The organism is Flexivirga caeni (assembly GCF_003724155.1).
GTDB classification, from domain to species: domain Bacteria; phylum Actinomycetota; class Actinomycetes; order Actinomycetales; family Dermatophilaceae; genus Flexivirga; species Flexivirga caeni.
Window position 1 is genome coordinate 49,052 of sequence record NZ_RJJQ01000022.1, and the last position, 26,803, is coordinate 75,854.

21 protein-coding genes, 4 tRNA genes and 1 pseudogene are annotated in these 26,803 nt (G+C 68.3%); 14 read left to right on the forward strand and 12 right to left on the reverse strand.

What is annotated here, in order from left to right:
* Positions 1 to 10: 10 nt before the first annotated feature.
* Genes EFY87_RS17690 through EFY87_RS17705 form a run of 4 tightly spaced genes read right to left on the reverse strand, consistent with a single transcriptional unit; the run spans position 11 to position 5,243 of the window.
* Positions 11 to 2,116, reverse strand: a complete 2,106-nt coding sequence (locus EFY87_RS17690) for a 3-hydroxyacyl-CoA dehydrogenase NAD-binding domain-containing protein (protein ID WP_123272817.1) — start codon at positions 2,114 to 2,116, stop codon at positions 11 to 13.
* On the reverse strand, positions 2,116 to 3,342 hold the full coding sequence (locus EFY87_RS17695) for a thiolase family protein (RefSeq protein WP_123272818.1): 1,227 nt from the start codon (positions 3,340 to 3,342) through the stop codon (positions 2,116 to 2,118). The genes EFY87_RS17690 and EFY87_RS17695 overlap by 1 nt, the downstream gene beginning before the upstream one ends.
* A gap of 51 nt (positions 3,343 to 3,393) precedes the next feature.
* Positions 3,394 to 4,659 carry an HRDC domain-containing protein gene (locus tag EFY87_RS17700; protein ID WP_123272819.1) on the reverse strand — a complete coding sequence of 422 codons (1,266 nt, stop codon included), beginning with the start codon at positions 4,657 to 4,659 and terminating at the stop codon, positions 3,394 to 3,396.
* Positions 4,656 to 5,243, reverse strand: coding sequence for a DUF3000 domain-containing protein (locus tag EFY87_RS17705; protein ID WP_123272820.1), 588 nt, complete (start codon positions 5,241 to 5,243; stop codon positions 4,656 to 4,658). The genes EFY87_RS17700 and EFY87_RS17705 overlap by 4 nt, the downstream gene beginning before the upstream one ends.
* Positions 5,244 to 5,372: 129 nt before the next feature.
* Here EFY87_RS17705 and EFY87_RS17710 point away from each other — a divergent pair, with 129 nt between their 5' ends.
* Entirely contained in the window at positions 5,373 to 6,212 is an 840-nt protein-coding gene (locus tag EFY87_RS17710; RefSeq protein ID WP_158607698.1) for a DMT family transporter, read from the forward strand.
* A gap of 43 nt (positions 6,213 to 6,255) precedes the next feature.
* Complete coding sequence (gene hemE / locus EFY87_RS17715) at positions 6,256 to 7,293, forward strand: uroporphyrinogen decarboxylase (RefSeq protein WP_245988737.1); 1,038 nt, start codon at positions 6,256 to 6,258, stop codon at positions 7,291 to 7,293.
* Here the strand turns inward: hemE and yczE are convergent.
* The gene (gene yczE, locus EFY87_RS17720; protein ID WP_181445513.1) at positions 7,208 to 7,933 is read right to left on the reverse strand and encodes a membrane protein YczE; all 726 of its coding nucleotides are present in this window, start codon (positions 7,931 to 7,933) and stop codon (positions 7,208 to 7,210) included. The genes hemE and yczE overlap by 86 nt on opposite strands.
* 124 nt (positions 7,934 to 8,057) lie before the next feature.
* On the opposite strand from yczE, the gene yczR reads away from it, so the two are divergent.
* The 5 genes from yczR to hemQ all read left to right on the forward strand — a co-directional run bounded on the left by yczR (position 8,058) and on the right by hemQ (position 12,869).
* Positions 8,058 to 9,461: a MocR-like transcription factor YczR gene (gene yczR / locus EFY87_RS17725; RefSeq protein ID WP_158607699.1), complete on the forward strand. Its 1,404-nt coding sequence runs from the start codon at positions 8,058 to 8,060 to the stop codon at positions 9,459 to 9,461.
* A gap of 113 nt (positions 9,462 to 9,574) precedes the next feature.
* Positions 9,575 to 10,186: a C39 family peptidase gene (locus EFY87_RS17730; RefSeq protein WP_123272846.1), complete on the forward strand. Its 612-nt coding sequence runs from the start codon at positions 9,575 to 9,577 to the stop codon at positions 10,184 to 10,186.
* A gap of 79 nt (positions 10,187 to 10,265) precedes the next feature.
* The gene (locus tag EFY87_RS17735) at positions 10,266 to 10,727 is read left to right on the forward strand and encodes a VOC family protein (protein ID WP_123272824.1); all 462 of its coding nucleotides are present in this window, start codon (positions 10,266 to 10,268) and stop codon (positions 10,725 to 10,727) included.
* Between the two features lie 19 nt (positions 10,728 to 10,746).
* Positions 10,747 to 12,132 (forward strand): protoporphyrinogen oxidase, encoded by a 1,386-nt coding sequence (hemG, locus tag EFY87_RS17740; protein WP_123272825.1) that lies wholly within the window; start codon positions 10,747 to 10,749, stop codon positions 12,130 to 12,132.
* Between the two features lie 23 nt (positions 12,133 to 12,155).
* The gene (gene hemQ, locus EFY87_RS17745) at positions 12,156 to 12,869 is read left to right on the forward strand and encodes a hydrogen peroxide-dependent heme synthase (protein ID WP_123272826.1); all 714 of its coding nucleotides are present in this window, start codon (positions 12,156 to 12,158) and stop codon (positions 12,867 to 12,869) included.
* Between the two features lie 71 nt (positions 12,870 to 12,940).
* Here hemQ and EFY87_RS17750 read toward each other — a convergent pair whose 3' ends face one another.
* The 3 genes from EFY87_RS17750 to EFY87_RS17760 all read right to left on the reverse strand — a co-directional run bounded on the left by EFY87_RS17750 (position 12,941) and on the right by EFY87_RS17760 (position 17,245).
* Positions 12,941 to 14,122, reverse strand: coding sequence for an MFS transporter (locus EFY87_RS17750; RefSeq protein WP_123272827.1), 1,182 nt, complete (start codon positions 14,120 to 14,122; stop codon positions 12,941 to 12,943).
* A gap of 238 nt (positions 14,123 to 14,360) precedes the next feature.
* Positions 14,361 to 14,810, reverse strand: coding sequence for a peptide-methionine (R)-S-oxide reductase MsrB (msrB, locus tag EFY87_RS17755; protein ID WP_123272828.1), 450 nt, complete (start codon positions 14,808 to 14,810; stop codon positions 14,361 to 14,363).
* Positions 14,811 to 14,875: 65 nt separating this feature from the next.
* The gene (locus EFY87_RS17760; protein ID WP_220093696.1) at positions 14,876 to 17,245 is read right to left on the reverse strand and encodes a lamin tail domain-containing protein; all 2,370 of its coding nucleotides are present in this window, start codon (positions 17,243 to 17,245) and stop codon (positions 14,876 to 14,878) included.
* A 162-nt stretch (positions 17,246 to 17,407) separates the two neighbouring features.
* Here EFY87_RS17760 and EFY87_RS17765 point away from each other — a divergent pair, with 162 nt between their 5' ends.
* Positions 17,408 to 18,484, forward strand: coding sequence for a DNA polymerase domain-containing protein (locus tag EFY87_RS17765; protein ID WP_123272830.1), 1,077 nt, complete (start codon positions 17,408 to 17,410; stop codon positions 18,482 to 18,484).
* Positions 18,485 to 18,487: 3 nt separating this feature from the next.
* On the opposite strand, the gene EFY87_RS17770 is transcribed toward EFY87_RS17765, so the two are convergent.
* Positions 18,488 to 19,549 (reverse strand): ATP-dependent DNA ligase, encoded by a 1,062-nt coding sequence (locus EFY87_RS17770; protein ID WP_123272831.1) that lies wholly within the window; start codon positions 19,547 to 19,549, stop codon positions 18,488 to 18,490.
* Between the two features lie 36 nt (positions 19,550 to 19,585).
* Between EFY87_RS17770 and EFY87_RS17775 the strand changes: the two genes are divergently transcribed.
* A complete protein-coding gene (locus tag EFY87_RS17775; RefSeq protein WP_123272832.1) occupies positions 19,586 to 20,734 on the forward strand; it encodes an alpha/beta hydrolase family protein in 1,149 nt (382 codons plus the stop codon).
* Between the two features lie 82 nt (positions 20,735 to 20,816).
* On the opposite strand, the gene glgX is transcribed toward EFY87_RS17775, so the two are convergent.
* Complete coding sequence (gene glgX / locus EFY87_RS17780; protein WP_123272833.1) at positions 20,817 to 22,931, reverse strand: glycogen debranching protein GlgX; 2,115 nt, start codon at positions 22,929 to 22,931, stop codon at positions 20,817 to 20,819.
* 88 nt (positions 22,932 to 23,019) lie between these two features.
* Between glgX and EFY87_RS17785 the strand changes: the two genes are divergently transcribed.
* The 5 genes from EFY87_RS17785 (at position 23,020) to EFY87_RS17805 (ending at position 24,635) form a co-directional block, all read left to right on the forward strand.
* Positions 23,020 to 24,126 carry a YihY/virulence factor BrkB family protein gene (locus EFY87_RS17785; RefSeq protein ID WP_123272834.1) on the forward strand — a complete coding sequence of 369 codons (1,107 nt, stop codon included), beginning with the start codon at positions 23,020 to 23,022 and terminating at the stop codon, positions 24,124 to 24,126.
* A 41-nt stretch (positions 24,127 to 24,167) separates the two neighbouring features.
* Positions 24,168 to 24,240, forward strand: a tRNA-Gly gene (locus EFY87_RS17790).
* 47 nt (positions 24,241 to 24,287) lie between these two features.
* Positions 24,288 to 24,358, forward strand: a tRNA-Cys gene (locus EFY87_RS17795).
* A gap of 108 nt (positions 24,359 to 24,466) precedes the next feature.
* A tRNA-Gly gene (locus EFY87_RS17800) sits at positions 24,467 to 24,539 on the forward strand.
* A gap of 24 nt (positions 24,540 to 24,563) precedes the next feature.
* A tRNA-Val gene (locus EFY87_RS17805) sits at positions 24,564 to 24,635 on the forward strand.
* 176 nt (positions 24,636 to 24,811) lie between these two features.
* On the opposite strand, the gene EFY87_RS17810 is transcribed toward EFY87_RS17805, so the two are convergent.
* Together EFY87_RS17810 and EFY87_RS21020 are read right to left on the reverse strand one after the other, a co-directional pair.
* Positions 24,812 to 25,438 (reverse strand): helix-turn-helix domain-containing protein, encoded by a 627-nt coding sequence (locus EFY87_RS17810; RefSeq protein ID WP_220093697.1) that lies wholly within the window; start codon positions 25,436 to 25,438, stop codon positions 24,812 to 24,814.
* Between the two features lie 253 nt (positions 25,439 to 25,691).
* Positions 25,692 to 26,771: pseudogene (locus EFY87_RS21020) on the reverse strand (IS256 family transposase); the annotation flags it as partial.
* Between the last annotated feature and the right edge of the window lie 32 nt (positions 26,772 to 26,803).

The window sequence follows — 26,803 nt, forward strand, 5'->3', positions numbered from 1 at the left end:
TCGTGGTATGTCAGCCCGGCTGCGCGACGGAAGCCACGCCCGGTGCGAGGAATCGCGTGCCGGTGACCCGCTCACTGATGCCGGTCCGGTCCAGCAAGGGGGTGACCCCGCCGTTCCAGAACGGGAAGCCCGCACCGGTGATCATTGCCAGGTCGATGTCCTCCGGGGCCTGCACGACACCCTCGTCCAGCATCCGGCGGACCTCGTCGGCAAGTGATTCCAGAGCGCGCTCGCGCACCTGCTCCGCGGTGAGCGCCACCGGCGATTGGGGCGCTTGGAAGAGTTCCAGCGCCTTCGGGTCGATCGCGCCGTCGTTTCCGTAGAAGCTCGGGACCTTCGCCTCGACGATCCGGGCCAGGTTGGGCGACACGTAGAACCGGTCGGGGAAGGCCGCGGCGAGCGTCTCGCTGTTGTGCAGCGCGATCGCCGGGCCGACCAGGCTGATCAGCATGAACGGCGGCATCGGGGTGAGCCCGGCGAACGCCTGCTCGACGACCTCGATCGGCGTGCCCTCGTCGACCATCCGGCCGGCGTCGCCCATGAACCGGCCGAGCAGCCGGTTGACCACGAACGACGGACTGTTCTTGACCAGGATGCTCGTCTTGCCCAGCCCGCGGGATGTGGCGAAAGCCGTTGCCAGCGTTGCGTCGTCGGTCGCGTCTCCGCGAATGATCTCCAGCAGCGGCATGATCGCGACCGGGTTGAAGAAGTGGAACCCGACGACCCGCTCCGGGTGCGCCAGCCCCGCTGCCATCTCGGTGATGTCGAGCGACGACGTGTTCGTGGCCAGCACGCATTCCGGTGTGACGACCGCTTCGACCTCGGCGAAGACCTGTTGCTTGACCGACATCTCCTCGAAGACTGCCTCGATCACGAAGTCGGCGTCGGCGAAGCCATCCTTGCTCGTCGAACCGGTGACCAGCGCCTTCAGCCGGTTCGCCCCGTCCGGCGACAGCCGGCCCTTGGCGAGGAGCTTGTCGATCTCGTCGTGGGTGTAGGCGACGCCCTTGTCGACCCGTGCCTGGTCGAGGTCGGTGAGGATCACCGGAACCTTGAGCCTGCGCGCGAAGAGCAGTGCCATCTGGCTGGCCATCAGGCCCGCGCCCACGACACCGACCTTGGTGACCTTGCGGGCGAGCGACTTGTCAGGCGCACCCGCGGGACGCTTGGCGCGCTTCTGCACCAGGTTGAACGCGTAGAGACCCGAACGCAATTCGTCGCTCATGATGAGGCCGGCGAGCGCCTGGTTCTCGGCCTCGAAGGCCTCCTCGCGCGTGGCGGTGCGTGCGCCGCGCATCAGCTCGATTGCCTTGTATGGCGCGGGCGCGGCCCCGCCGGTTCGCGCGTCCGCCTCGGCCCGGGCTTTGTCGAGCGGGCCGTCCCAGCCCGATTCGGAGGTGTCGACCGGAGCCCGATCCACGACCTCTTCGCCCTGGATGACCTTCGCAGCGAAGGCGAGCGAGTCCTCCAAGAAGGTCACCGGCTCCAGCAGCCGATCGGCCAGCCCGAGCTCGAAAGCGTTGGGGCCCTTGATCATCCGGTTCTGCGACAGCGGGTTCGTGACGATCAGCTGCGCGGCCTTCTCGGTGCCGATCAGGTGCGGCACCAGGTAGGTGCCGCCCCAGCCGGGGACGAGGCCGAGGAAGCACTCGGGCAGCGCGTAGGCCGGCACGTCCGAGGAGATGGTGCGGTAGTCGGCATACAGCGCGATCTCGACACCGCCGCCCATCGACGCGCCGTTGACGAACCCGAAGGTCGGCACCGGCAGCGCCGAGATCTTGCTGAACGTGTCGTGACCGGCGCGCGCGATCTGCAGCGCCTGCTCCCGGTCGGTGATCGCCGGGATGCCGGTGATGTCCGCCCCAACCGCGAAGATGAACGGCTTGCCGGTGATGCCGACGCCGACGATCTCATGGTTGGTGGCACGTGTCCGCAGTTCGTCGAGCACGCCGCCCAGTTCGCCGAGGCCGTCCGGGCCGAACGAGTTGGGCTTGGTGTGGTCGAAACCGTTGTCGAGCGTTATCAGCGCGAAAGTGCCTGCGCCATAAGGCAACTCGACGTCCTGCGCGTGTGCGTGCGTGACGACCTCGTCGACCTGGGGGAGAGATTTGGTCATCAGGCGGCTCCTTCGCTGACGCTGCTGACGTAGTCCGGATGGTGCGGGTTCTCCCAGATGACGGCGCCGCCCATGCCGATGCCGATGCACATCGCGGTGAGTCCGTAACGAACTTCGGGGTGCTCGGCGAACTCGCGGGACAGCTGCGTCATCAGGCGCACCCCGGACGAGGCGAGCGGGTGGCCGGTGGCGATCGCACCGCCATACGGGTTGACGCGCGGGTCGTCGTCGGCGATGCCGAAATGATCGAGGAAGGCCAGCACCTGCACGGCGAAGGCCTCGTTGAGCTCGAACAGCCCGATGTCGCTGATGTCAAGTCCGGCGTGGTCCAGCGCCTTCTCCGTGGCGGGGACGGGGCCGATGCCCATGACCTCCGGCTCGACGCCGACGAAGGCGTAGGTGACCAGGCGCATGCCGACCGGCAAACCGAGATCAGTCGCGGCGCGCTCGGAGGCCAGCAGGCAGGCGGTGGCACCGTCGTTGAGGCCGGCCGCGTTGCCGGCCGTCACGCGGCCGTGTGGGCGGAACGGCGTCTTCAGCTGAGCGAGGTCTTCGACGGTCGTGCCGGGTCGTGGTGGTTCGTCGGCGGTCGCGAGGCCCCATCCCTTCTCGGCATGGCGGGTCGCCACCGGCACCAGGTCGGGCTGGATCTTGCCATCGGCGTATGCCGCGGCCAGCTTGTCCTGGCTGCCGACCGCGAAGGCGTCGCAGCGTTCCTTGGTGAGCTGCGGGAAGCGGTCGTGCAGGTTCTCAGCCGTCTCGCCCATGACGAGTGCGGAGGGATCGACCAGCTTCTCGGCGATGATGCGCGGGTTGGGGTCGACGCCCTCGCCCATCGGGTGCCGTCCCATGTGCTCCACGCCACCGGCGATGGCGATGTCGTAGGCGCCGAAGGCGATGCCGGACGCGGTATTGGTGACGGCTGTCATCGCACCCGCGCACATGCGGTCGATCGAGTAGCCGGGCGTCGACTTGGGCAGACCGGCGAGCAGCGCGGCGACGCGGCCGAGGGTGAGCCCCTGGTCGCCGATCTGCGTGGTGGCGGCGATGGCGACCTCTTCGACCTTGGCCGGGTCGAGGCCGGGCTGGCGGCGAAGGAGTTCGCGAATGCATTTGATGACCAGGTCGTCGGCGCGGGTCTGGGCGTAGATGCCCTTGTCACCGGCCTTGCCGAACGGCGTGCGGACACCGTCGACGAAGACGACCTCAGAGAGCGTGCGGGGCACGGTGCCTCCCGAGGATGAGACGAGTTGATGAGTCGACTCTAACCCGCGTTGTTACTCGTCGGTAACAGGGGCTACCGCTGCGGCTTCCAGCAGGAGCGGCGTGACGATGTCGATCTGCCACGGCCGCGCTCCGAGGGAGGCAAGCTGGTGGCGAATCGTCTTGTCGTTAAACGGTTCTGGGGGAGTCCACAGAACGCGTCGCAGAGTGTCGGGTGTCAGCAGGTTTTCCAGAGGGACCTGGTGCTGCTCCGCAAACACGGTCAGTCCGTCGCGGACGAAGCCCAGTCGCGCGGCGGCCTTCGGGTTGCGGTCGGACCACGCACGCTGCGGTGGTGGTGCGTCGCTGGGCACGGTCGCCGGTGGCAGCTGCTCCTGGCGCATCGACCCGACGCGCGCGATCGCGTCGAGCCAGCGGTCGGCATACCGGGTGAGCCCGCGTTCGGCGATGCGGGCGCGGCTGCGGGCGGTGCCGCGCAGGGGGTCGGCGGCGTGGCGCAGGGCCGCGACGTCGCGCGGCGCGCGATTGGCCAGCTCCACGATGGTCGCGTCCGGCAGAATCCGGCCCGGCGCGGTATCGGTCTCCTGCGCGATGGCGTCGCGGGTCAGCCACAGCTCGCGGACCATGGCGATGGCCCGCTTGTCCTTGATGCGGTGCATGCCGGACGTGCGACGCCAGGGGTCGGTGCGCTGGGGCGGGCCGGCGAAGCTGGTGAGCGCGGCGAAGTCCTGCAGTGCCCAGTCGAGCTTGCCCTGTTCCTGCAGGTCGGCGCGCAGCCGGTCGCGCACGTCGACCAGCACCTCCACGTCGAGGGCGGCATAGGTCAGCCACGGCTCGGGGAGCGGGCGGGTGGACCAGTCGACGGCGGAATGCTCCTTGGCCAGCGTGATCCCGAGGTAATGCTCGACCACGGCTGCCAGGCCGACGCGCGGCAGTCCTGCCAGGCGGGAGCCCAGCTCGGTGTCGAACAAGGTGTGCGGGTGCAGCCCGACCTCGGCCAGGCACGGGAGGTCCTGTGTCGCGGCGTGCAGCACCCACTCGGCATCGCCGATCGCGTCCTGGAGCGGCGTGAGGTCGGGCAGCGCGATCGGGTCGATCAGAAAGGTGCCGGCGCCTTCGCGTCGCAGCTGGACGAGGTAGGCGCGCCCGCCGTAGCGGTAGCCCGCGGCGCGTTCGGCGTCGAGTGCCACCGGCCCGTCGGCTGCGGCGATCGCGTCCGCGGCGCGCTGCAGGGTGCGTTCGTCCGTGACGACGTCCGGTATGCCGGCGGCCGGCGCCGTCAGGACGGGGTAGTCGGGCTGGCTGTCGTCGGCCGTCATCGGCGCTGGCCGGGCAGTGCGACGACTCCGTCCGGCAGCGGCGGCAGACCGGCGACGGTCGACAGCAGGTCGGTCCAGGCGGCCAGGTGCGTGCCGAGATCGGGATCGGTGGGCGTCCAGGAGGCGCGGATCTCGATCTCGACGGTGCCGCCGTCCTCGGCCAGAGATCCGAAGCCCTCGGACAGGACCCGGGTGACGGTGCCGGCCTCGGCCCGGAAGTGTGCACCGCCGTCCCGCAGGGAGTCCATCAGCCAGCTCCAGCCCACCTGCCCGAGCAACGGGTCGGCGCCGGTCTCGGCCTCCAGCTCGGCCCGGGCGAACGTCACCACGCGCCACGAACCTTCCCACGGCTCAGGGAAATCCGGGTCGTGCAGCACGACGAACCGGCCGGTCGCCAGCTCTGCCTCGTCATCGTCGACAGTGCTGCACACGTCGGCTGTCATCGCCAGCGAATAGGGTGCGATGCGGCCCGGCGCGGGCACTTCGGTCAGTCGGACCTCCGGACGGAGCCGGACGGTCTGCAACGTGCGAACTGCCTGCTGGAAGTCCGGTGCCGCCGCGCCACCAAGGTCATGAGTGCCCACATACAGCACCCTAAGTCGTACAAGCCTTCGATCGCTGGATCTGCGCGCGGCGGGTCGCCATCACCGGCCACGCCGACCGGCTCCCGGCGCGTGCGACGATGTCCCGATGACGCGAGTAGGCCGCAGCTGATGGGTGCGTTGCTGGCCATCGTGTCGAGCGTCTCATGGGGTTCGTCGGATTTTGTCGGAGGCCTGCTCAGCAAGCGAATCGCTCCGCTGCGGGTGGTCGTCTGCTCGCAGGGCTCGGCATTCCTGGTCATGTGCGTGTTGTTCGGAGTGCGGCTCGCGACCGTGGGGGCACCGTCCGGGCACGCGTGGCTCTGGGGCATCGCCGCGGGGCTGGCGAACGCGCTCGGCCTCGCCTGTCTCTACGCGGGGCTGTCCGTCGGCACCATGGGAGTCGTCTCTCCGATCGCGTCGCTCGGTGTCGTCGTGCCGGTCGTGATGGGGTTGCTGACCGGCGATTCGTTCGGCCTTCTCGTCGGTCTCGGCCTTCTGCTGGCCATGTCGGGTGCCGTGCTGGCCGCCGGCCCGGAATTCTCCGGTCGGATCTCGCGGTTGCCGGTGGTGCTCGCGGCCTGTGCCGCGCTCGGGCTCGGGTCGTCGCTCTACTTCGTGCACCTCGCGGCCGGCCAGAGCGTCGTCCCGACGCTGTGGCTGATGCGGCTGGTGAGCGTGGTCGAGCTGCTCGTCATCTGGCGGCTGCTGCCGCGCGCCGCCGCCGGCGCGTCTCCCGCGTCCCGCGACCTGCCCGCGATTTTCCTGCTCGGTTGCGGTGACCTGACGGCGACGGCGCTCTTCGGGCTGGCTTCGCAGCGCACGCAGGTGAGTCTGGCGAGCGTGCTGGCGTCGCTCTACCCGGTGGCGACTCTCCTGCTGGCACGGTTCGTGCTGCACGAGCGGATGCGGGCAGTGCAGACTGCCGGCGTCGGTATGGCGCTCCTCGGCGTCGTCCTCGTCGTCAGCTGACCCGGACGGTGCAACCGGGCTGACAACTGGGAGGATTCGTCGTGTGACCCACCCTGATCCACGCGACAGCGACCTGGTGCGCGCCGCCCGCGGCCTGCCGACCTCACGTACTCCGGTCTGGTTCATGCGGCAGGCGGGCCGGTCCCTGCCCGAATACCGCGAGGTGCGTGCCGACGTGCCGATGCTGCAGGCGTGCCGCACTCCCGAGCTCGTCTGCGAGATCACCATGCAGCCGGTGCGCCGGCACGGCGTCGACGCGGCGATCTTCTTCAGCGACATCGTGGTGCCGCTGGCTGCTGCGGGTGTCGGTGTGGAGATCAAGGCCGGTGTCGGTCCCGTGGTCGCGCACCCCGTCCGCACGGCCGCCGACGTCGCAGCCCTGCCGGAACTGGACGCGTCGCAGCTGGACGACGTCGCGCAGTCCGTGCGGTTGCTGAACGTGGAGTTGGGCGGCACGCCGCTGATCGGCTTCGCCGGCGCACCGTTCACCCTCGCCAGCTACCTGGTCGAGGGTGGTCCGTCGAAGAACCTCGAGCACACCAAGGCACTGATGTATGGCGCGCCCGGGGTATGGGATGCGTTGTGCGCCAAGCTCGCTCGCATATCCGGCACCTTCCTGCGAGTGCAGGCAGAGGCGGGCGCCAGCGCCATACAGCTCTTCGACTCGTGGGTGGGCGCGCTGCCGCTGACCGATTACCGGCGGTTCGTGCAGCCGCACTCGGCGGTCGCGCTCGCGGCGGTGGCCGATCTGGACGTCCCACGCATCCATTTCGGTGTCGGCACCGGCGAGCTACTCGCTGCCATGGGAGAAGCCGGTGCGGACGTCGTGGGCGTCGACTACCGGGTGTCTCTCGACGAGGCAGCGCGGCGGGTCGGGTCGTCATACAGCCTGCAGGGCAACCTGGACCCGGCGCTGCTCTTCGCGCCCTGGGAACCGCTCGAGGCGAAAGTGCGCGAGATCCTGGCGGCCGGGAAGGCAGCCCGCGGGCACATCTTCAACCTCGGGCACGGGGTGCTGCCGAGCACGGATCCGGACGTGCTGACGCGGGTCGTGGAGCTGGTGCATTCGGCGTCGTCGTGACCGGCCGGTCGAGCGGCACGACGAGGAAGCGCAGGAAGAATTGCACGAGCGGCCCGATCGCCACGGCATAGAGCACCGTCCCGATGCCGACGACGCCGCCGAGCAGCCAGCCGACGACCAGCACGCTGAGCTCGAGCGTGGTGCGGACCAGCCGCAGGCTGATGCCGGTGCGGCGGTGGAGGCCGGTCATCAGCCCGTCGCGCGGCCCCGGGCCGAGCTGGCTGCCGATGTAGAGTGCACCGCCGATCCCGTTGATCACCAACGCGATCGGCAGCATCGCGATGCGCAGGCCGAGGGCGAGTCCGGTCGGGATCACCGCCAGGAAGACATCGGTGGCGATGCCGATCCAGATCGCGTTGGCGATGGTGCCGAGACCTGGCCACTGACGCAACGGGATCCACAGCAGCAGCACCGGGACGCTGACCAGGATCACCGTGGTGCCGAAGTCGAGACCGAGGTGGCGTGCGACGCCGTAGTGCAGCACGTCCCACGGGTCGAGGCCGAGTCCGGCCCGCACGAAGAGCGCCATTGCGAGCCCGTAGAGGCTCAGGCCGGCGAAGAGCCGGACCAGGCGGCTGGGCAGCTTCCCGGCGCGGACCTGGTCGCGAGGGGAGAGGGATGCGAGGAGCGGTGTCGCCATACGATCAGCATCGACGTTCAGTGGCCTTGCCGAAAAGAGCCAATCGGCGACGAGTGGTCTGGTCGAGCGGCTCATGGCGCCAGGTGGACTTGTTCGAAGCAGCCATTGCGCGCAGAGTGGTGGCATGGACCGACGCATCTCCGCACGCCGCCTCGGCGAACTGCTCGATGACCGGGGAGCCGGGCGCCCGGCATACCAGTGGCTGGCCGACGGCGTGCGGCAACTCGTCGCCGACGGCCGCCTGCTGCACGACACGCGGCTGCCCAGCGAACGCGAGCTCGTCGGCGAACTGGGTGTCAGCCGGACGACGGTGACCCGGGCGTATGGCGTCCTCCGCGACCGCGGATTCGCTTCTGCCAGACAGGGTTCCGGCACTGTGGTGCAGGTGCCAGGCGGTCCGGTCGCGGGCGGCGGAGAGCCGCTCCCGACCGGGCCGGTCCAGCCGATCGACGTCGACGCGATCGACCTGACCTGCTCCGCGCCGCCGGCGGCGCCCGGGCTCGCCAGCGCGTATGCGCGCGCCGTCGAGCGGATGCCGTCCTTCGTCGCGGGTGCCGGCTACTTTCCGCTCGGGATCAGCGAGTTGCGCGAGGCGATCGCCGACCGCTTCGTGGCGCGTGGAGTGCCGACCGATCCCGACCAGGTGATCGTCACGACCGGGGCGCTCGCGGCGCTTGCCGCGGTGTTCCGTGCGGTGCTGCGCCGTGGCGACCCGGTGGTGGTCGAGAGCCCGACCTACCCGAACGCGCTCAGCACGCTCCAGCACGCCGGTGCGCGCGTTGTCGGTGCGCCGCTCATACCTGCTGATCGCGACGAAGTGACCGCGGTGCACCGGCGGGTCGGTGCTCGAATGATGCTGGCGATGCCGGACTTTCACAATCCGACCGGTTTGGTCTGGTCGGAGTCGGACCGTGACCGCGTTGCCCGCGTATGGCGCGAGGCCGGTGCCATCGGACTGGTCGACGAGACGATGAGCGAAACCTGGCTGGACGCGGAGCCGGACGTCCGGCCGATGGCTGCCCATGCGCCCGACTGCGTGACCGTGGGGAGTGCCTCCAAGACCCTCTGGGGCGGTCTGCGGATCGGCTGGATCCGCGCGCCGCACGCGCTGATCGGTGCGATCGCACGGGCGCGCACCAGTCTCGATCTGGGCGCGCCGGTGCTCGAACAGCTCGTCGTGGCAGACCAATTGGAGCGTGGCGGTGGTCTGTCTGCCGAGTCCCGCCGTCGCCTCATCGCAGCGCGTGCCGCGTTGCTTCGGCTCGGCGAGCGGTGTCCCGGCTGGGAGGTCGACACACCATCCGGCGGACTGAATCTGTGGTGGCGGTTGCCGCAGCCGCGATCGACCGCGCTCGTTGCGGTGGCGGAGCGGCACGGCGTGCTGCTCGCCCCGGGGTCGCTCTTCGCGGTCGACGGGGCGGGACTCGAGGCGCGGGTGCGCACGCCATACGCTGTGGACGAGCTTGTCGCTGCCGAGGCGGTCGATCGCATCGCGGCCGCGTGGGCGCAGGTGTCCTCGGCGCAGTGATCGTCTGCAGGACGTCAGCTGAGCTTCAATTCTGTGTAAACATTTGTCATTAAAACTTTCGGCGCGTGGGTGATTTCCGCAAATCTGTCAGGAGGACGACGAAAGGAACCCCCATGAAGTCAGCTCAGATCGACCGGCGAACCCTGTTGAAGGGTGGCCTTGCTGGAGCGGGCGCCCTTGCGCTCGGCGGCCTTGCCGCACCGGCCGCACACGCCGCGGACTGGAAGGTGCTGCCGTTCACCTATCAGGCGCAGCAAACGGGCTACTGGTGCGGGCCGACCGCGACGGCAATTGCCTTGTCCTGCCGTGGGATCACCGTCAGTCAGCAGGAGATGGCGAACGAACTCGGCACGACAGTTGACGGCACCAACTGGATCGGCCAGGTCACCTCCGTGCTCGACAACTACGTCGGCTGGTATCAGACCAAGGAGATGCCGAACGACCCTCCCACCCAGGCCCAGAAGGACCTGCTGTGGCAGGACATCACCTTCAACGTCGATCACGGCTACGCACTGGTGGCAAACATCGTTGCGCCGCCGGGGAATCAACCGCCTGGCTACCCGTCCGACCAGACGATCTACCACTACTTCACCGTCGTCGGCTACAACCCCGACCTGATGCAGGCCTACATCGCCGACCCCGCGGACTTCAGCGGCAACCAGACCTATTGGCTGTCCTTCGACCAGCTGGCGTCGCTCATTCCGCCGAAGGGGTATTCCGCCTGATTGTCGGACCCTCGACCTACCGTAAGAGGACCGTCGCCGCACTGCTGCGGTGGCGGTCTCTCTCATCAGGAGGAGCGTCATGGCGCGGGAGTTCCAAGTTACGTTCGATGCCGCAGACCCGGAAGCGTTGTCGGTGTTCTGGCGAGACGCGTTGGGCTATGTCCATCCGGCCCCTCCGGGCGTTGACCTGCCGCCCTGCGGCGATCCCCTGGCAGCCTGGGACGAGTTCCTCGACCGGCTGGGTGTGCCCGAGGCTGAACGCAATTCGTCATCCGCGGTGGAAGACCCCGATGGCCGCGGGCCGCGCATCTACTTCCAGCGGGTGCCGGAAGCCAAGAGCGGGAAGAACCGGGTGCACCTGGACCTGCGTGCGGCGCCCGGCGTGCAGGGTGAGGAGCGGATGATGGCACTCGAGGCCGAGTGCGCGCGCCTGGTCGGGCTGGGTGCGAGCCGGTTGCGCCGATCGGAGCCTGCACCACCGATGTCACACGGATTCATCGTGATGGCCGATCCGGAGGGCAATGAGTTCTGCCTGGACTGAGACTGTCAGGCTTGGGGACATGGCACGCATCGTCATCGTGGGGGCAGGCATCAGCGGGCTGGCGGCTGCGCTGGAGGCGTCGGCGTCGCAGCACGAGGTAGTCCTCCTGGAGGGTTCGCCTCAGGTCGGCGGGAAGCTGCGACTGGCGACCATCGCCGGGCAGCAGGTCGATGTCGGCGCGGAGTCGATGCTCGCGAGACGGCCCGAAGCACTGGACCTGCTCGCCGACCTCGACGTCCAGCCGGTGCACCCGGCCGCAGTTTCCGCGTCCTTGTGGACCGGGGGTGCGCTGCAGCCGATGCCGCGCGGCACCGTGATGGGAGTGCCCGCGGACCCGGCTGCCTTGCGGCAGGTGCTGACCGAAGCCGAGGTCGAACGAGCTCACGACGAGCGGAAAGTCGTTGTCGCTGAAGACGTCTCGATCGGTGACCTGGTGGAGGAAGCAGTCGGTCCGGCCGTCGTGGACCGCCTGGTCGAGCCGCTGCTCGGGGGTGTGTATGCCGGCCACGCGCGCCGTCTGTCGGCGGCCGTGACGGTGCCCGCTCTCTTCGCGGCAGCGCAGCGTGGCGAGTTGCTGACCGAGGCAGTCCGGCGCAGCACCGTGCGCACGGCACCCACGGAGGCGCCCGCAGAGCCGGTGTTTGCGGGCTTGCGCGGCGGCGTCGGCTCGTTGCCAGGGCACGTGGTTCGGCTACTGGTGGACCGGGGAGTGACAGTGCGCACCGGTGCGACGGTCCGGGAGTTGAGCCGCGCGTCCGCAGGCTGGACGGTCACGATCGGCGAGACGCGGTCGCCAGAGGTGATCGGCGCGGACGCGGTGGTGCTGGCCACGCCCGCGCGGGCGACCGCCCGCTTGCTCGCGTCGCTCGCTCCCGTCGCCGCCGCTGGACTCGGGGACATCGATTACGCGTCGATGGCGATTGTTACCTATGCCTTCAAGCGCTCCGAATCCTCAGTGTTTGCAGGTAGTTCCGGCTTCCTCGTTCCACCGGCCGATGGCCGCGGCATCAAGGCGTCGACCTTCAGCAGCACGAAATGGCCGTGGCTGGCCGAAGCCGCGCCCGCGCTCACCTTCGTCCGGGTGTCGATCGGCCGGCAGGGGGAGGAGGCGGATCTGCAGCGTAGCGATGCCGAACTGGCCGCGACCGGCATGCGTGAGTTGCGTGCCGCACTCGGCGCGGTAGTGCCGCGTCCGGTCGCCGCGCAGGTGCAGCGGTGGGGCGGCGCGCTCCCGCAGTATGCCGTCGGGCATCTCGACCGGATTGCCGTGGTGCGCGCAGCGGTGGCGGAGCTTCCCGGTGTCGAGGTCGCGGGGGCGGCATATGACGGGGTCGGCATCCCGGCCTGCATCGGCAGCGGCCGCGCGGCGGCTGAGCGCGTGCTCACCCGGCTCGCGGCAGGTTGATGTGTGCGGGAGAGAATAGGACCATGACTGACGACCAGCGACTGCGTCCCGGTGCCCGAGTGATCAACGAGATCAACGAAACCGTCCGCTACACGATGTATTCGGTGTTCAAGGCGACCCGCCCGATGCCGGAAGATCGCGAGGAGGCCGTCGCGGAGGTCGAGCGTTCCTTCAAGGAACTGGAGTCCCAGGACGTTGTCGTGCGTGGGACGTATGACGTCGGCGGGCTGCGCGCCGACGCGGACCTGCTCATCTGGTGGCATGCGCCGGAGATCGAGCCGCTGCAGGCGGCATACCACCGCTTCCAGACGACGGCACTCGGCCGTAGCTTCGACGCGATCTGGTCCAACGCGGCGGTGCACCGGCCGGCGGAGTTCAACAAGTCGCACGTTCCGGACTTCCTGGTAGACCCGGAGCCGAAGAACTACCTGTGCCTCTACCCGTTCGTGCGGTCCTACGACTGGTACCTCCTGCCCGACCAGGAGCGCCGCACGATGCTGAAGGACCACGGTCTCGCCGCCCGCGACTACCCGGACGTGCGTGCCAACACCGTCCCCGCGTTCGCGCTCGGCGACTACGAGTGGCTGCTCGCCTTCGAGGCGAACGAACTACACCGCATCGTCGACCTGATGCGTGACCTGCGGGCGACCGAGGCGCGCCGCCACGTGCGTGAGGAGACGCCGTTCTTCACCGGCCCGTTGACACCCATTGCCGACCTGGCCGCCCGGTTGCGCTGAGCCGCCCAGCGCGGCGCGCTCTCGTCGTACGCAACCTTCGACGGTCGAGGTGTGCGTCGCGTATGGCGCCGCTACGTCCTCCTTGATCGCGCACGTCCGACGGCGAGGACATCCAGCGCGGCAGTTGCTGCCGCGACGAGGATCGGGGTTCGCGGCGACACGGTGTAGAGCGCACCTGCCGTCGCCGAACCGGCCGCGGTGCCCAGGTTGGTCGCGGTGAGGATCCAGGTGCTCGCCTCGGTCCGACGGTCGGCCGGCACGGCGTCATCGGCTGCGACATACGCCAGCACCCACAGCGGTGCGCCGGCCGCGCCGAGGCAGGCGAGCACGGTCAACTGGGCCGCGCCCGGGTGGAGTGGTGCGGCGACCAGGCCGAGTGCACACCAGCCGAGAAGCAGCAGCATTGCGGGCCGATGCCATGCCGCGTGGGGATGCAGTCGTCCCCAGCCGAGACCGCCGAGCACGGCGCCGACCGCGATCGCGGCTTCCGCGATACCTGCGTAACCGGGCCGATGGGTCGCCTTCGCGACCGCGGCTACCCCGGTCACCAGGAGTGATCCGGCCAGGCCGAAGAGCGTCATCATGGGCACGATGTCCCAGAGCAGGCGCTGCCGCAGCGCGGCATGGCTGTGAGTCGAACCTTGGTGCGATTGCTGGCGTTTCGCGTGCGGGGATCGGGCCAGGGCGTAGCAACTGAGCGTGATGAGAGTCGCCGGTGCGATCAGGCCGTGCCAGGCGGGACCCCAGGCGAGGACGAGGCCGGACAGGACCGGGCCGATGAGCCACAGGGCTTCTTCGGTCACGGTGTCCAGCGAGAAGGCCAGCTGCAGCCGGTCGGGCGCGAGCAACCGCCATTGAGTGCGCATGCTCGGCCCCAGCGGTGGTGCAACCAGGCCGACGAGGGCGGCGAGTATGACCCAGACGCCGAGGGATCCGGTGCCGCGCGCAGCGGCAAGTGCAGCTGCGACGAGCACGACAGCAACGAGCGCGCCGAGGACCGGAAGGAGGCGCCGCTGGCTGTAGCGGTCGATGAGACGGGACTTGAGCGGCATCGCGAACGACGAGAGCCCGTACGCCGACATCGCGAGCGCTGCGACGGGAAATGAACCGGTTGATTGAACGACGGTGAACAGGAAGAGCAACGGCAGCATCGCATAGCCGCCTCGTCCCGCCGCAGACCACGCGAAAATGCGCAAGGTCCCGGGGCTGGCGAGGAGGGAGCGATAACTGCCGGCACGGGAAGTGCCGGACATGAAGGAATCTCCGCAGGTGTGCGTGGCGCCGCACGAGACGGTGCCAAAGGAGGGTGGACAACGAAAATCGCCAGGTTCGGTGACCCGGCGATCCGTCGGCCGTTTAGTGCGGAGAAGTCATGATCGCGAGGGTAGCGCGTTCGGCATACCCGAGGAGGGCGCGCCGCTCCCGAGTAGACAGAACGCGCGCTTGGCATACTCGAAAGTCGCGGCGGTGCCCAACCCCCCCCGGGCAGCCTCAGGCCTGTTTCGGTTCTAGGCTGAGCGACACCGAGTTGATGCAGTAACGCTGGTCGGTGGGAGTCGGGTAACCCTCGCCGTCGAAGACGTGGCCGAGGTGCGATCCGCACCGGGCACAACGGACTTCGGTGCGCACCATGCCCATCGAACGGTCCTGGATCAGCTCCACGTTGTCGTCCGCGGAGGGCGCGTAGAACGACGGCCAGCCGCAGTGGCTGTGAAACTTCGTGGCGCTGCGGAACAACTCGGCGCCGCACGCGCGACACGAGTAGACGCCCTCGGTCTCGGTGTCGGTGTATTCCCCGGTGAACGGGCGCTCGGTCGCGGCCTCGCGCAGCACGGCGTATTCCGCGGGGGACAGTTGCGCGCGCCACTCCTCGTCGGACTTGCTCACCTGGTATGTCGGCTGGTCGGTCACGTCGTGGTCCTTTCTGGATGCCTTCGTCATACCAACAACGCGGCGCCGCCGGACGTTCCCGTCCGACGACGCCGCGCAGTTGCAGTGTCGCTGACTCAGTGCACCTCCACCTTCACCAGCTGCGGGTCGTGATCCGAGTCCTGGTCGTAGAACTGCGAGTTCGTGTGCACGACCTGGTAGTCGTGCTTGGCTAGCAGCGCCTTGCTGACCAGGATCTGGTCGAGCACCTGGCTGTTTCCCTCGTAGTCGTAGGTGTAGCGCTCTTTCGCCGGCAAGGTGTCGATCAGGTCAGTCAGTGCGGTCTTGCCATGGCCTTTGAGGATGGCGGCGGTCTGGCTGAAATCGAAGTCGTTCAGATCGCCGAGGACCACGATGCTGGCGTTCTTGTTGGCCTTGAGCAACTGGTCGACGAAGCCACGTACGATCGACGCCTGCGCGAGCCGCTGCACCTCGGAGGCGCGCTGCGGCGGCTGGTAGCGGCCCATCAGCGGGTCGTCACCGAGCTTCGCCGCGAAGTGGTTGGCGATGACGAACAGCGGCTTGCCCCACCAGAGGAACTCACCAACAAGCGGCTTGCGCGAGCTGTCCCAGGCGGCGTCGGTCGGGTCGATCCGGCCGGGGGAGTAGTTGATCGACGCCCACGGGCCTTTGCCGGTGACGGCGACCGAGTTGATCGACGTGCCGCCGGGCTTGTTCACGAACGTCATCCCGCGGTCGTCCCGGTAGATGAACACCTGCCGGATGTTGCCGCCCGGCTGACCGCCGTCCTGATCGTTCACCGGGTTGATCCAGACGGCCTGGTATGACGGGCCGCCCGCCGCCTTGATGGCCGCGATCAGCTTGCCGGTCGTCGCGGTCGAGTCGACGACGCCGTTGTCGGTGGCGCCGTTGTTGTCCTGGATCTCTTCCAGCGCAACGATGTCCGGGGCCGCCAGGTTGGTGACGATCTGACCGGCGAGCCGGTTGAACTTGGTCTGCGGATCGCTCGGCGCGAGGTTCTCGACGTTGAACGTCGCGACCGCGGCCTGCTTCTTCTTGGCCGGCTTCGCGACGTCGCGGGTGGTGCTGCCGCGCTGCAACTGCCCGGCCTGCGTGGCCATCAGGTAGTAGTTGCCGAAGTTGTAGTCGACGACGCCGACGGTGGCTCCCCGGTAGGTGTCACCTGTGTTCGCCGAGCCGATCGAGGTCTTCGGGAGCAGCGCGCTCGACAGGATCAGCCGCATCGCGTTGGGGGTGGCGTAGTTGCGGTAGAGGACCCCGCCGTCCGGGGTCCAGGTGACTTGTCTGGTGTTGGCCGGCACGATCGGGGTCTCGCCGTACGACGGGTTGGTCGGACCCACAGCCTTGGCGTCGTTCTCCTGGATCCGCATGCCCTCCAACGATTCCCAGAAGTCGAGGGCACTCTTCGACGGGTCGAGCGTGACGCCTGCGGTCTCGACATTGCCCGGGTCACCGGCTTCCACGACCTGCGCCGGCGGCACGTGACCCTTGGAGCCGATGACGACGGGGGCGGGCAGCGCGTTGCCGGAGCTGGTCACCTGAACGTTCGGGTTGCCCAACTCGGTGGTGGTCAGGTTGCCGGTGTCGACGCCGCCGGGACGGTATTCGGTGACCTTGCCGGCCACGACGACGGCATCGCCGACCTTGACCGACCCGGCGCCGCCGAAGACGTAGAGGCCCTCACTGGTCCGCGGGTCGTCATCCGGGGTCGTCGACTGCATCCAGAAGCCGGAGCTGCCGTTGAGCGCGGTGACGACGCCCTTGACATCCTTCACCTGCTGGCCGACCAAGGGTGACTGGAAGCTGGTGCCCTGGATCTGCTCGATGGTCGCCGACATGCCTGTCGGCGGCGGGGGAGTGACGCCTCCGGACCCGCAAATGGCAAGGGGCGCAGTGGAATTCAGCGGTGCCGGATCGGCGTTGACGAAGTCCTTGGCGTTGTCGTCGGTGTCGTGGCAGCCGGTGGTGCGGCTGTCGGCGAGCTTGTTCGACGGCGCGGGCGCCGGGGAGCCCTCGACATACGACGAGGAGATCGCGCCATACCCGACGGTGTCGACCGTGCTGCTGCCATTCCCGAGCACGACGCTGCCGGCGGTGGCCGAGAGGTTGAGTGTGCCGGTTGTGTCGGGCGTGGGCAGCGCGGCGGAGCTGCCGGAGCCGGCGCCTTCCTGCACGAGGTAGTGGCCGCCGGCGGCGATCGAGCCGGTGAGCGCGGTGCTGCCGCCGCTGTTGCCGGAGGCCGCGTAGTAGGTGAGTGACCAGCCGCTGAGGTCGATGGTGCTGGAGCCGGTGTTGTAGAGCTCGATGTAGTCGTTGGCGTATGGCGCGCCGCTGTTGCCGCCGCCGCCATACACGGCCGAAATGACGACGTTTGCGGACGCAGCGTGTGCTGACGGTGCCGCGGCGAGGCTGACGGACCCGCCGACGGCGAGTGCGGAGGTGGCGATGAGCGTGACGAGACGCATACGGGTATGACGGTGTGGCATGAATACCTTCCAGATGGTGCTGACGGACGCGACGGCGCGTTTGGGGGTGCTACGGACTGTAGGCACTCCGGACGGCCCGCGGGGGTTTCGGCGGTGACGGACTGCTGAACTTTCTTGCCGGCAGGTCGTAGGTTGTCCGGTATGGCCAAGAATCCCGCCGCGCAGGTGCCCGTCGGTGACCGCGAGGTGCGCGTGTCCAGTCCCGACCGGGTGATCTACGAGGCGACCGAGCGGACGCCACAAATCAGCAAGCTGCAGGTCTGCGAATACTTCGCGACGGTCGGCGACGCACTGCTGCGCGCGGCCGGCGACCGCCCAACGGCGATGGAGCGCTGGCCGGACGGTTTCCGCGAGGGCATGCGCCTGGCGACCGGGTATGGCGACGACGGCGACGGTTTCTATCAGAAGCGCCTGCCGCGTGGGGCGCCCGATTTCGTCGAGACGGTGCAGGTGACCTTCCCCAGCGGCCGGACCGCGCACGAGCTGTGCCCGACCGAACCGGCGGCGTTCGTCTGGGCGGCGCACATGGGCACGCTGACCTTCCACCCGTGGCCGGTGCGGCGGCCGGACGCCGATCACCCGGACGAGCTGCGCATCGACCTCGACCCGCAACCGGGCACCGGCTTCGCAGACTCGCAACGCGTCGCGGACGTGGCGCGAGAATTGTTGCAGGAGATCGGTTTACGCGGCTTTCCCAAGACCAGCGGCAACCGCGGCATCCACATCTACGTCCGGATCGAGCCGCGCTGGACCTTCGAGGAATTGCGCCACGCGGCAATCGGATTCGGCCGCGAGCTGGAGCGCCGCGACGACGGCGTCACCACCAGCTGGTGGAAGGAGGAGCGCGGGGAGCGCATCTTCGTCGACTTCAACCAGAACAACCGCGACCGGACCATCGCGTCGGCGTGGTCGCTGCGCGCACGGCCGGGGGCTCCGGTCAGCACCCCGATGACCTGGGCGCAGCTGGCCGACGTGCGCGATCCGCGCGACTTCAACCTGGCCACGGTGCCGGACTTCCTCGCCGGCGGCGACGCCTGGGCGGAGCTGGACGACACGGCATACTCACTCGAGCCGTTGCTGCACCTGTGGGAGACGCTGCCGGGCGGCGAGTTGAACTTCCCGCCCGACTATCCGAAGATGCCCGGCGAGCCGCCGCGCGTGCAGCCGTCGAAGAAACGCGAGGACCACTGGGACGCCGACGGCAACCGGATCGACTGAGGATCAGCTGCCTGCTGCCAGCACCTCGTCGAGGTCGTATGCCGCAGCCCGGTCCACCTGGGCCAGCAGACACGACGCCGGCTCGCGGTCGGGCCGCCAGCGCAGGAACGTCACCCCGTGCCGGAAGCGGTAGCCCTCCAACTGGTCGAATTTCACCTCGACCACGCGTTCGGGTCGCAACCGCACGAACGACACGTCCGTGTTGCCGCTGAAGCGGGACCGGTCGGTAGCACCCTGCACCGCGTCCCCTTCGGCGTCCCGCTCCACGATCGGCGCGAGCTCGTCGACGAGCTCCACCCGGCGTTTCGCGGTGAACGACACGATGCCGCCGACGTTGCGCAGGTTGCCGGCGTCGTCATACATCCCGAGCAGCAGGGAGCCGACACCGTTGCCGCTCTTGTGGATCCGGTAGCCGAGCAGCACTGCGTCGGCGGTGCGGGTGTGCTTGATCTTCAGCATGGTGCGCTTGCCCGGCTGGTAGGTCGACTGCTTGGCCTTCGCGATGACGCCGTCCAGGCCGGCACCCTCGAAACGCGCGAACCAGTCCTGCGCGAGTCGCGGGTCGTCGGTGACCCGGGTCAGGTGAAAGGGCGCTCCCACTCCGTGCAGCGCGCCTTCGAGTGCCGCCCGCCGCCGAGCGAACGGCTCGTCGAGCAGTGAGTCGCCGTCGACCACCAGCGCGTCGAAGAAGATGACCTCGGCCGGCGTCTCCACCGACAGCTTGCGCACGCGCGAGTCAGCGGGGTGGATACGTTGCCCAAGCGCCTCGAAATCCAGGCGGGCAGAGCCGGATTGGCCCGACCGCACCACTACCTCGCCGTCGAGCGCGCACCTGTCCGGCAACTGCGCGCGGACCGCGTCGACAAGCTCGGGGAAGTAGCGCGTGAGCGGCTTGGAGCCGCGCGACGCCAGCTCGACGTCGTCGCCGTCCTTCAGCACGATGCAGCGGAAACCGTCCCACTTCGGCTCATAGAGGTAGCCGCCGTCGACGGAGTCCGGCGACGGCACGGACGCAGCCGCCTTGGCGAGCATCGGCGTGATCGGCAACGACAGCGGCAGGTCCATGCGGTCATTGTGCCCGGAGCCTGCGACGATGGGGCCGTGGGCAGCCAAGTGCTTCGCCGGTCGATCGCGCCGGCTGTGGGGGTGACCGCGGGTGCGACCGTGGCGGTCGGCGGCGGTGCGTTCGGCATCTCGTCATACTTCGCGCGGCAGCTGGTGACGCCGGTCGTGCCGGTCGACGACGCACCCCTGCTGGAGGTCGGCAGCGACCACGTCGTCTTCGAGAACACCGCCGAGTCGATCGCGCCCGGCCGGTATGGCCTGTGGCAGAACGGTTTTGAGACGCACGCGCGCCTCGGTGAGGTGCTCGGCATCGACGCGGGGCGGGTGACCCGCCGCCTGGACGGCGTCGATTTCGGGGTTCTCGAAGTCGGTCATGCCCGCTTCAACAGCTACTACTTCTGCGGTCCGCCGGCCACCTCGCTGCCTGTGTCGCTCGCGGAAGTCACGCTCGACACCCCCGTCGGCGGTATGCCAGCCTGGGTGGACCGGATGCCCGGCAGCGACCGCTGGGCGGTGCTGGTGCACGGGCGGGGCGCGCAGCGCGGGGAGACGCTGCGCGCGGTCCCGGTGCTGCACGAACTCGGGATCAGCAGCGTCATACCCTGCTACCGCAACGACATCGGGGCACCACAGGGTCCGGATCGCCGCTACCACCTGGGGCTCACCGAGTGGGCCGATGTCGAATCGGCGGTGCTGTATGCCGCCTCATGCGGGGCCAGGGAGGTGCTGCTCTTCGGCTGGTCGATGGGTGGCGCGACGGTGCTGCAGCTGCTCGACCGCTCCTGGATCGCCGACCTGGTCGACCGGGTCGTCCTCGACTCGCCGGTGGTCAGCTGGCCGCCGGTGCTCGACTTCCATGCTGGGGAGAACAAGCTGCCGCGGCTGATCTCCACCGCGGGGGGCAGGCTGCTGCGCAGCCCGCTGCGGCACGCCTTCGCAGGCCTGGACGAGCCGGTCGACATCCGGGAGACCGACTGGGTGCGTCGATCCGATGAACTCAGCCGTCCGATGCTGCTGATCCATTCTGCGGTGGACGAATTCGTCCCCTACGCGCCGTCGGCCGCGCTCGCCGCCGCACGTCCCGACCTGGTCCTGCTGGAGACCTGGGACGTCGCCCGGCACTGTCGCGGCTGGAACGTCGACCCGGACAGGTGGGAGCGGCTGGTGGGCGAGTTCTGCGCATGACGCGAGGATTCGTTCCTCGTCCTCGCGTCCTGCACCTGGCGCTGATGGTCCGTCCTTCGGCCGGAACGCAGACTGATCCTGGTCAGTCGTCCGGCTTCGCCTGCAGCACGAGGATCGACCGGCTCGGGACCTCCAGTTCGGCGCCCGGGTCGTATGACGTCCCGGTGGCGTTCTCGGCGTCCGCGGTGTCCAACGCGACCTGCCAGGAGCCGTCATACAGGCTCGCGGGGACGGTGAATTCGACGGGTTCGTGGTGACCGTTGAAGAGCAGCAGGAAGTGATCGTCGACGACTTCCTGTCCGCGGGAGTCCGGGCCGCTGATCGCGCGGCCGTTGAGGAAGACCATCAGCGTGCGCGCGTAGCCGTTGCGCCAGTCGAGTTCGTTCATCTCGGTGCCGCTGGGGGAGTACCACTCGATGTCTCCCTGGTCGCTGGCGCCGCCGTGCTGGGCGTCGCCGCTGAAGAACCGGCGCCGGCGGAAGGTGGGGTGGTCGTGGCGCAGCGCGATCACCGTGCGGGTGAAGTCGAGCAGTGACTGCTCGGTTTCGCCGGTCTGCCAGTCGATCCACGAGATGTCGTTGTCCTGGCAGTAGGCGTTGTTGTTGCCACGCTGGGTGCGGCCGAGCTCGTCGCCGTGCGCGAGCATCGGCACTCCTTGGCTCAGCAACAGGGTCGCGAGGAAGTTGCGTTGCTGCCGGGCGCGCAATGCCTCGATCTCGGCGTCGTCGGTGGGGCCTTCGGCCCCGCAGTTCCACGACCGGTTGTGGCTCTCGCCATCCTGGTTGTTCTCGCCGTTGGCGTCATTGTGCTTCTCGTTGTAGGAGACGAGGTCTCGCAGGGTGAAACCGTCGTGCGCGGTGACGAAGTTGATCGACGCGATCGGCCGGCGCCCGGAGTGCGCATAGAGGTCGCTGGATCCGGTGATGCGAGAAGCGAATTCGCCGAGGGTGGAGGGTTCACCGCGCCAGAAGTCGCGCACCGTGTCCCGGTATTTGCCGTTCCACTCGGTCCACAAGGGCGGGAAGTTGCCGACCTGGTATCCGCCGTCGCCGAGGTCCCACGGTTCGGCGATCAGCTTGACCTGGGAGATGACCGGGTCCTGGTGGATGATGTCGAAGAACGCCGAGAGTTTGTCGACCTCGTGGAACTGGCGTGCCAGGGTGGCGGCCAGGTCGAAGCGGAAGCCGTCGACGTGCATCTCCTGCACCCAGTAGCGCAGCGAGTCCATGATCAGCTGCAGCACGTGCGGACTGCGCATCAGCAGGCTGTTGCCGGTGCCGGTCGTGTCGTAGTAGTGCGACATGTCGTCGTCCACGAGCCGGTAGTAGGCGGTGTTGTCGATGCCCCGGAAGGCCAGCGTCGGGCCGAGCTCGCTGCCCTCGGCGGTGTGGTTGTAGACGACGTCCAGGATCACCTCGATGTTCGCGTCGTGCAGCGCCTTCACCATCGCCTTGAACTCGCTGACCTGCTGGCCGTCGCCGGTTGCGGCGTATTCGTTGTGCGGCGCGAGGAATCCGATGGTGTTGTAACCCCAGTAGTTGCGCAGGCCCTTCTCGGTTAGGCCGCTGTCCTGGACGAACTGGTGGACCGGCAGCAGCTCGACCGCCGTCACACCGAGCTGGGTGAGGTGATCGATGACTGCCGGGTGGGCGAGGCCCGAATACGTCCCGCGGATCTCCTCCGGCACATCCGGGTGCGTCATCGTCAGGCCCTTGACGTGGGTCTCGTAGATGACGCTCTCGTGGTATTCGTGCCGCGGCGGGCGGTCGTGGCCCCAGTCGAAGAACGGGTTGACGACGACCGACAGCATCGTGTGGTGCAGGGAGTCGTCCTCGTTGAACGCGTCGGGGTCGTCGAAGCGGTAGCTGAACAGCGCCTCGTCGCCGTCGACCTGGCCGTCGATCGCCTTGGCGTAGGGGTCGAGCAGCAGTTTGGCGGGGTTGCACCGCTCGCCCTGAGACGGGTCGTGCGGCCCGTAGACGCGGTAGCCGTACCGCTGTCCAGGCTGTATGCCTGGGGCATAGCCGTGCCAGACATGTCCGTCGACCTCGGTCAACGCGACGCGCGTCTCCTCCAGCGACTCGCTGATGAAGCAGAGCTCGACACCGTCGGCGATTTCAGAGAACAGCGCGAAGTTGACGCCGGCACCGTCATACGTGGCACCAAGGGGGTAGGGCTTTCCCGGCCAGATTTCCATACACGGCATTGTGCTGCACGGGTTTTCGCCGTGCCGCGGCTACCTTGGTCCAAGTGACTTGTGACACCGCGCGAGGACGGATGCACCGATGGGCGTGAAGGACACGCTGCGGCGCGAGTTGTCCCGTGTGCCAGGGCTGCTGGCGCTTGCGAGGCTGGTGGCGGGGACGTTCCGCGTGTGCATGAAGTACCGCGTGACCGGGCTGGCCGCCGAGGCGGGCTTCTTCGCCCTGCTGTCCCTGCCGCCGCTGATCTTCGGTCTGCTCGGTGCCGTCGGCTATCTCGGGCACTGGCTCGGGCCGAACATCGTCGCGCAGGTCACCGCGAACATCGAGCGCTACGCGTCGGGGTTCCTCACCGAGCAGAGCCTGCGAGACGTGATCATGCCGACGATCAAGTCCGCGCTCAGTGCCGGACGGCCCGACGTCATCTCGGTCGGCTTCCTGCTCTCGCTGTGGTCCGGCTCGCGGGCGCTGAACGTGATGCTTGACACCGTCTCGATCATCTACGGACACGGTGGGCACCGGGGTGTGGTCAAGGCGCGGCTGCTGTCACTGTCGCTGTATTTCGGTGGGCTGGTCTTCGGCGCGGCCGTCATCCCGCTCATCGTCATCGGACCGGACCTGCTCGGCAGCTGGCTGCCGCCGGGACTGCGTTTCCTGATGGTGCTCTACTGGCCGCTGGTCGGCGGATTGACGATCCTGACGCTGGCGACGTTCTTCCACATCGCCACCCCGGGACGGCTGCCGTGGCTGCGGCATCTGCCCGGAGCCACGCTGACCTTGGTGACCTGGGTGGTCGCGTCGATGGTGTTGCGGTGGTTCCTGGGCCGGTCGATCGGCGATCACAGCGCCAGCATCTACGGGCCGCTGGCGGCCACGATCGTGGTGCTGACCTGGCTGTACTTCCTGGGCATCGCAGTGCTCATCGGGGCCGCGCTCAACGCGGCCTCGGTGCGGTTGTGGAGTGCGCCGGAGCGCACGCCGGTACGGGAGCGAGCGATCGAGTGGATCGGCGACGGTATGACGCGGCTGCGCGAGCAGAACGCGGCGGCCGAGCCCGCCCGGTCTGCGATGACTGCGGCACGGCCGAAGCCCGCGGTCATGAAGCGACCGGTTCGCGTCATACCGGAACCGATCGGGGACGACGCCACACCGGTGGAGGTCCAGTTGGATTCCCGGCGGGCGATCGGCTAATGTTTCGGCGCGTGCCGATGTGGTTTCCACGTCGTCAGCAGGCGGACATAGCTCAGTTGGTAGAGCGCAACCTTGCCAAGGTTGAGGTCGCCGGTTCGAGCCCGGTTGTCCGCTCTGGTGTGATCCAGTTTCCCGTCGCGGGAACCGGATTCGGACCGCACGGTGGAGTGGCCGAGAGGCGAGGCAACGGCCTGCAAAGCCGTCTACACGGGTTCAAATCCCGTCTCCACCTCGCAAACCATGACCGCTGAAACGTTCCGGACGGGCCGTTTTGGTTGTTGAGCCGGGTGTCGGATAGAGTTCTGAACCGTTGCCCCGGCCGCACGGTCAGGGTTTACAGGCGGACATAGCTCAGTTGGTAGAGCGCAACCTTGCCAAGGTTGAGGTCGCCGGTTCGAGCCCGGTTGTCCGCTCTGCGATAGCAGACGTATCGCTCTGGACGATTGGCGCAGCGGTAGCGCGCTTCCCTGACACGGAAGAGGTCACTGGTTCGATCCCAGTATCGTCCACGACGGAGAAAAGGCCCTTGACCTGCGGACACGCAGGATCAGGGGCTTCTTCAATTCGTGCGTGCACTACTTGTGCGCTACTTGCGCCCGGGCCTCGGTCGGCGACGAGCAACAGCTGACGGCCCGACATTCGGTGATCCGGGCTCTAGCGGTCGATTCCAGGGACACACTTGGACTCAACTCACCTTGACACGCAGGGCGACGCCGTCGGCGTGGCGTTTCCCGCGGCCGATGCCGGACTCGTTGTCCCAGATCAACCTGCGCGGCACGGCACCCAGTTGCCGTAATAGGTCCCACTTGCCCAGCAGCAGGTCCTGCGTGTGCCTCGTGGGGATCATCGTGGCGAGCATGAACCGCGAGTGCGCGCAGGTCATCACCAGCACCGGCAACAACGGCGTGGAGCCGTCCTCCAACGGAACATCGGCCGGTGGGAACCACAGATCGCACTGGACGGCATCGCCGGGCAACCAGATCAACCGGTCAGCCGGATCCACCGTCCGGTAATCCGGCCGCAGCCGGCGCACGTTGTCGCGGAACCAGGTGATGGACCCGGTCCACCCGAGGCGTTCGGCGATCACGGTCGCCGGCATGTCCGGGGTCTTCGCCAGCAATTGCCGCACCGCAGGCTCGAATGGTGTGAACGATGTTGGCCCCGTGGGCCGCACATACTTCGGAGGCCGGTCCGATCCCGCCGCCTTCAGCACCGTCGTGCGAGAGATGCCCAACTGCTGCGCGATGCGTGCCTTCGGCACGCCCTCAGCAGACATCCTCCTGATCAGCGCCCAGTCCTCCAATGTGATCACCCTCCGATCGTCGTGAGTGTTCACTTTTCAAGCGTCGTAACTGACCAGTTTTCAAGCGTCGCCGACAGGAGCGCGTCACCGCGCAGTATCCTCGCCTCTTCGCTCACTGGGTCTGGGTCAACTACCCGCTGATGACCAAGGTGACAAGAGCGGAGTGACAGGAGACTGTCACGCTCCGTTCCGTGGGAGCCCGGGGCTGCAATGCCTCGGGCCACCCGACCCTGGGTACCTCCCGCGTGCGGGGAGAGACCAGCTTCAACTCCCGGGCGATCTGGTCCCAGTACTTGCGACTGGTGAGCCGGAAACTGCCCGCGTAGCAGGTGAATCACGCACGTTTGCACGATCGCGTCCGGCCACGTCGTGGCCACCACCTCCGGCAACCCTTTCAGGCCGTCACACACCACGAACATCGTGTCGGCCACGCCGCGGTTTTTCAGCTGGCGTCAGCACCGCCAGCCAGTACTTCGCGCCCTCCCCGTCACCCGGGGGTGCCGGCCCATAACCCGAGCACGTCCTTGCACCCGTCGACGGTGACCCCGATCGCGGCGTAGAACGGCCGGTTGGCGACCCTGGAGCCAAGCTACGCAGCGAAGCGAGGGTTTGGAACCGTCCCTCACCTTGACCACGATCGCGTCGACTGGAGCCAATGCCTAGACGCGCAGCGCGAATTGGAAAGATCGCCGCGTACACGGCCTCCAGGGGCCGGCAGAGCCACTCGTTCATCTCCTCACTGAGCCGGTCGGTGATCCGGGAGATGGTGTCCTTGGACACGCTCGCGCCGTAGATCTCCTCCAGGTGGGCGCTGATCTCTCCGGTCGTCAGGTCTTTCGCCGTCAGCGACAGCATCACCTGCTCGACCGACCCGAGCTTGCGGTGGTGCTTGGGCACGATGACCGGCTCGAAGGTGCCGGCCCGGTCCCGCGGCACCTGGATCTCGACCTTGCCGACGTTATCGGTCAGCACGGTCTTCGTGCGAGAACCGTTGCGAACATTACGAACCCGACCCCCCGGGCATCCCATCCTGGTCGGCATTGTCAGCGTCGACGGCCGGTGCCGGCGACTCGTGTCTGCCGTGGCCGAGGGGTGCTCGGTCATCTCCTCTTCCAGCACCATCTTCGTCAGGTCCTTCGGGCAACCCCGAGGGCCCGGTCAGCGAGTCACCGTTCGCGCGGGCTTCCTGCACCAGCTCAGTGATCGCCGCCAACCGGCGAGCCTGCTCCTCGGACTTCTTCGGCCGCCGATCGGCCGGCTCACGCCGCCGACCCGACTGCTGCTGCGGTCCTGCCTGATCCTGCTTCTCCTGCGCGGTGTGGTTCACGTCCTGCAGTGTCATGCGCTACTACTCCGATCCCGCCCCACTCACGG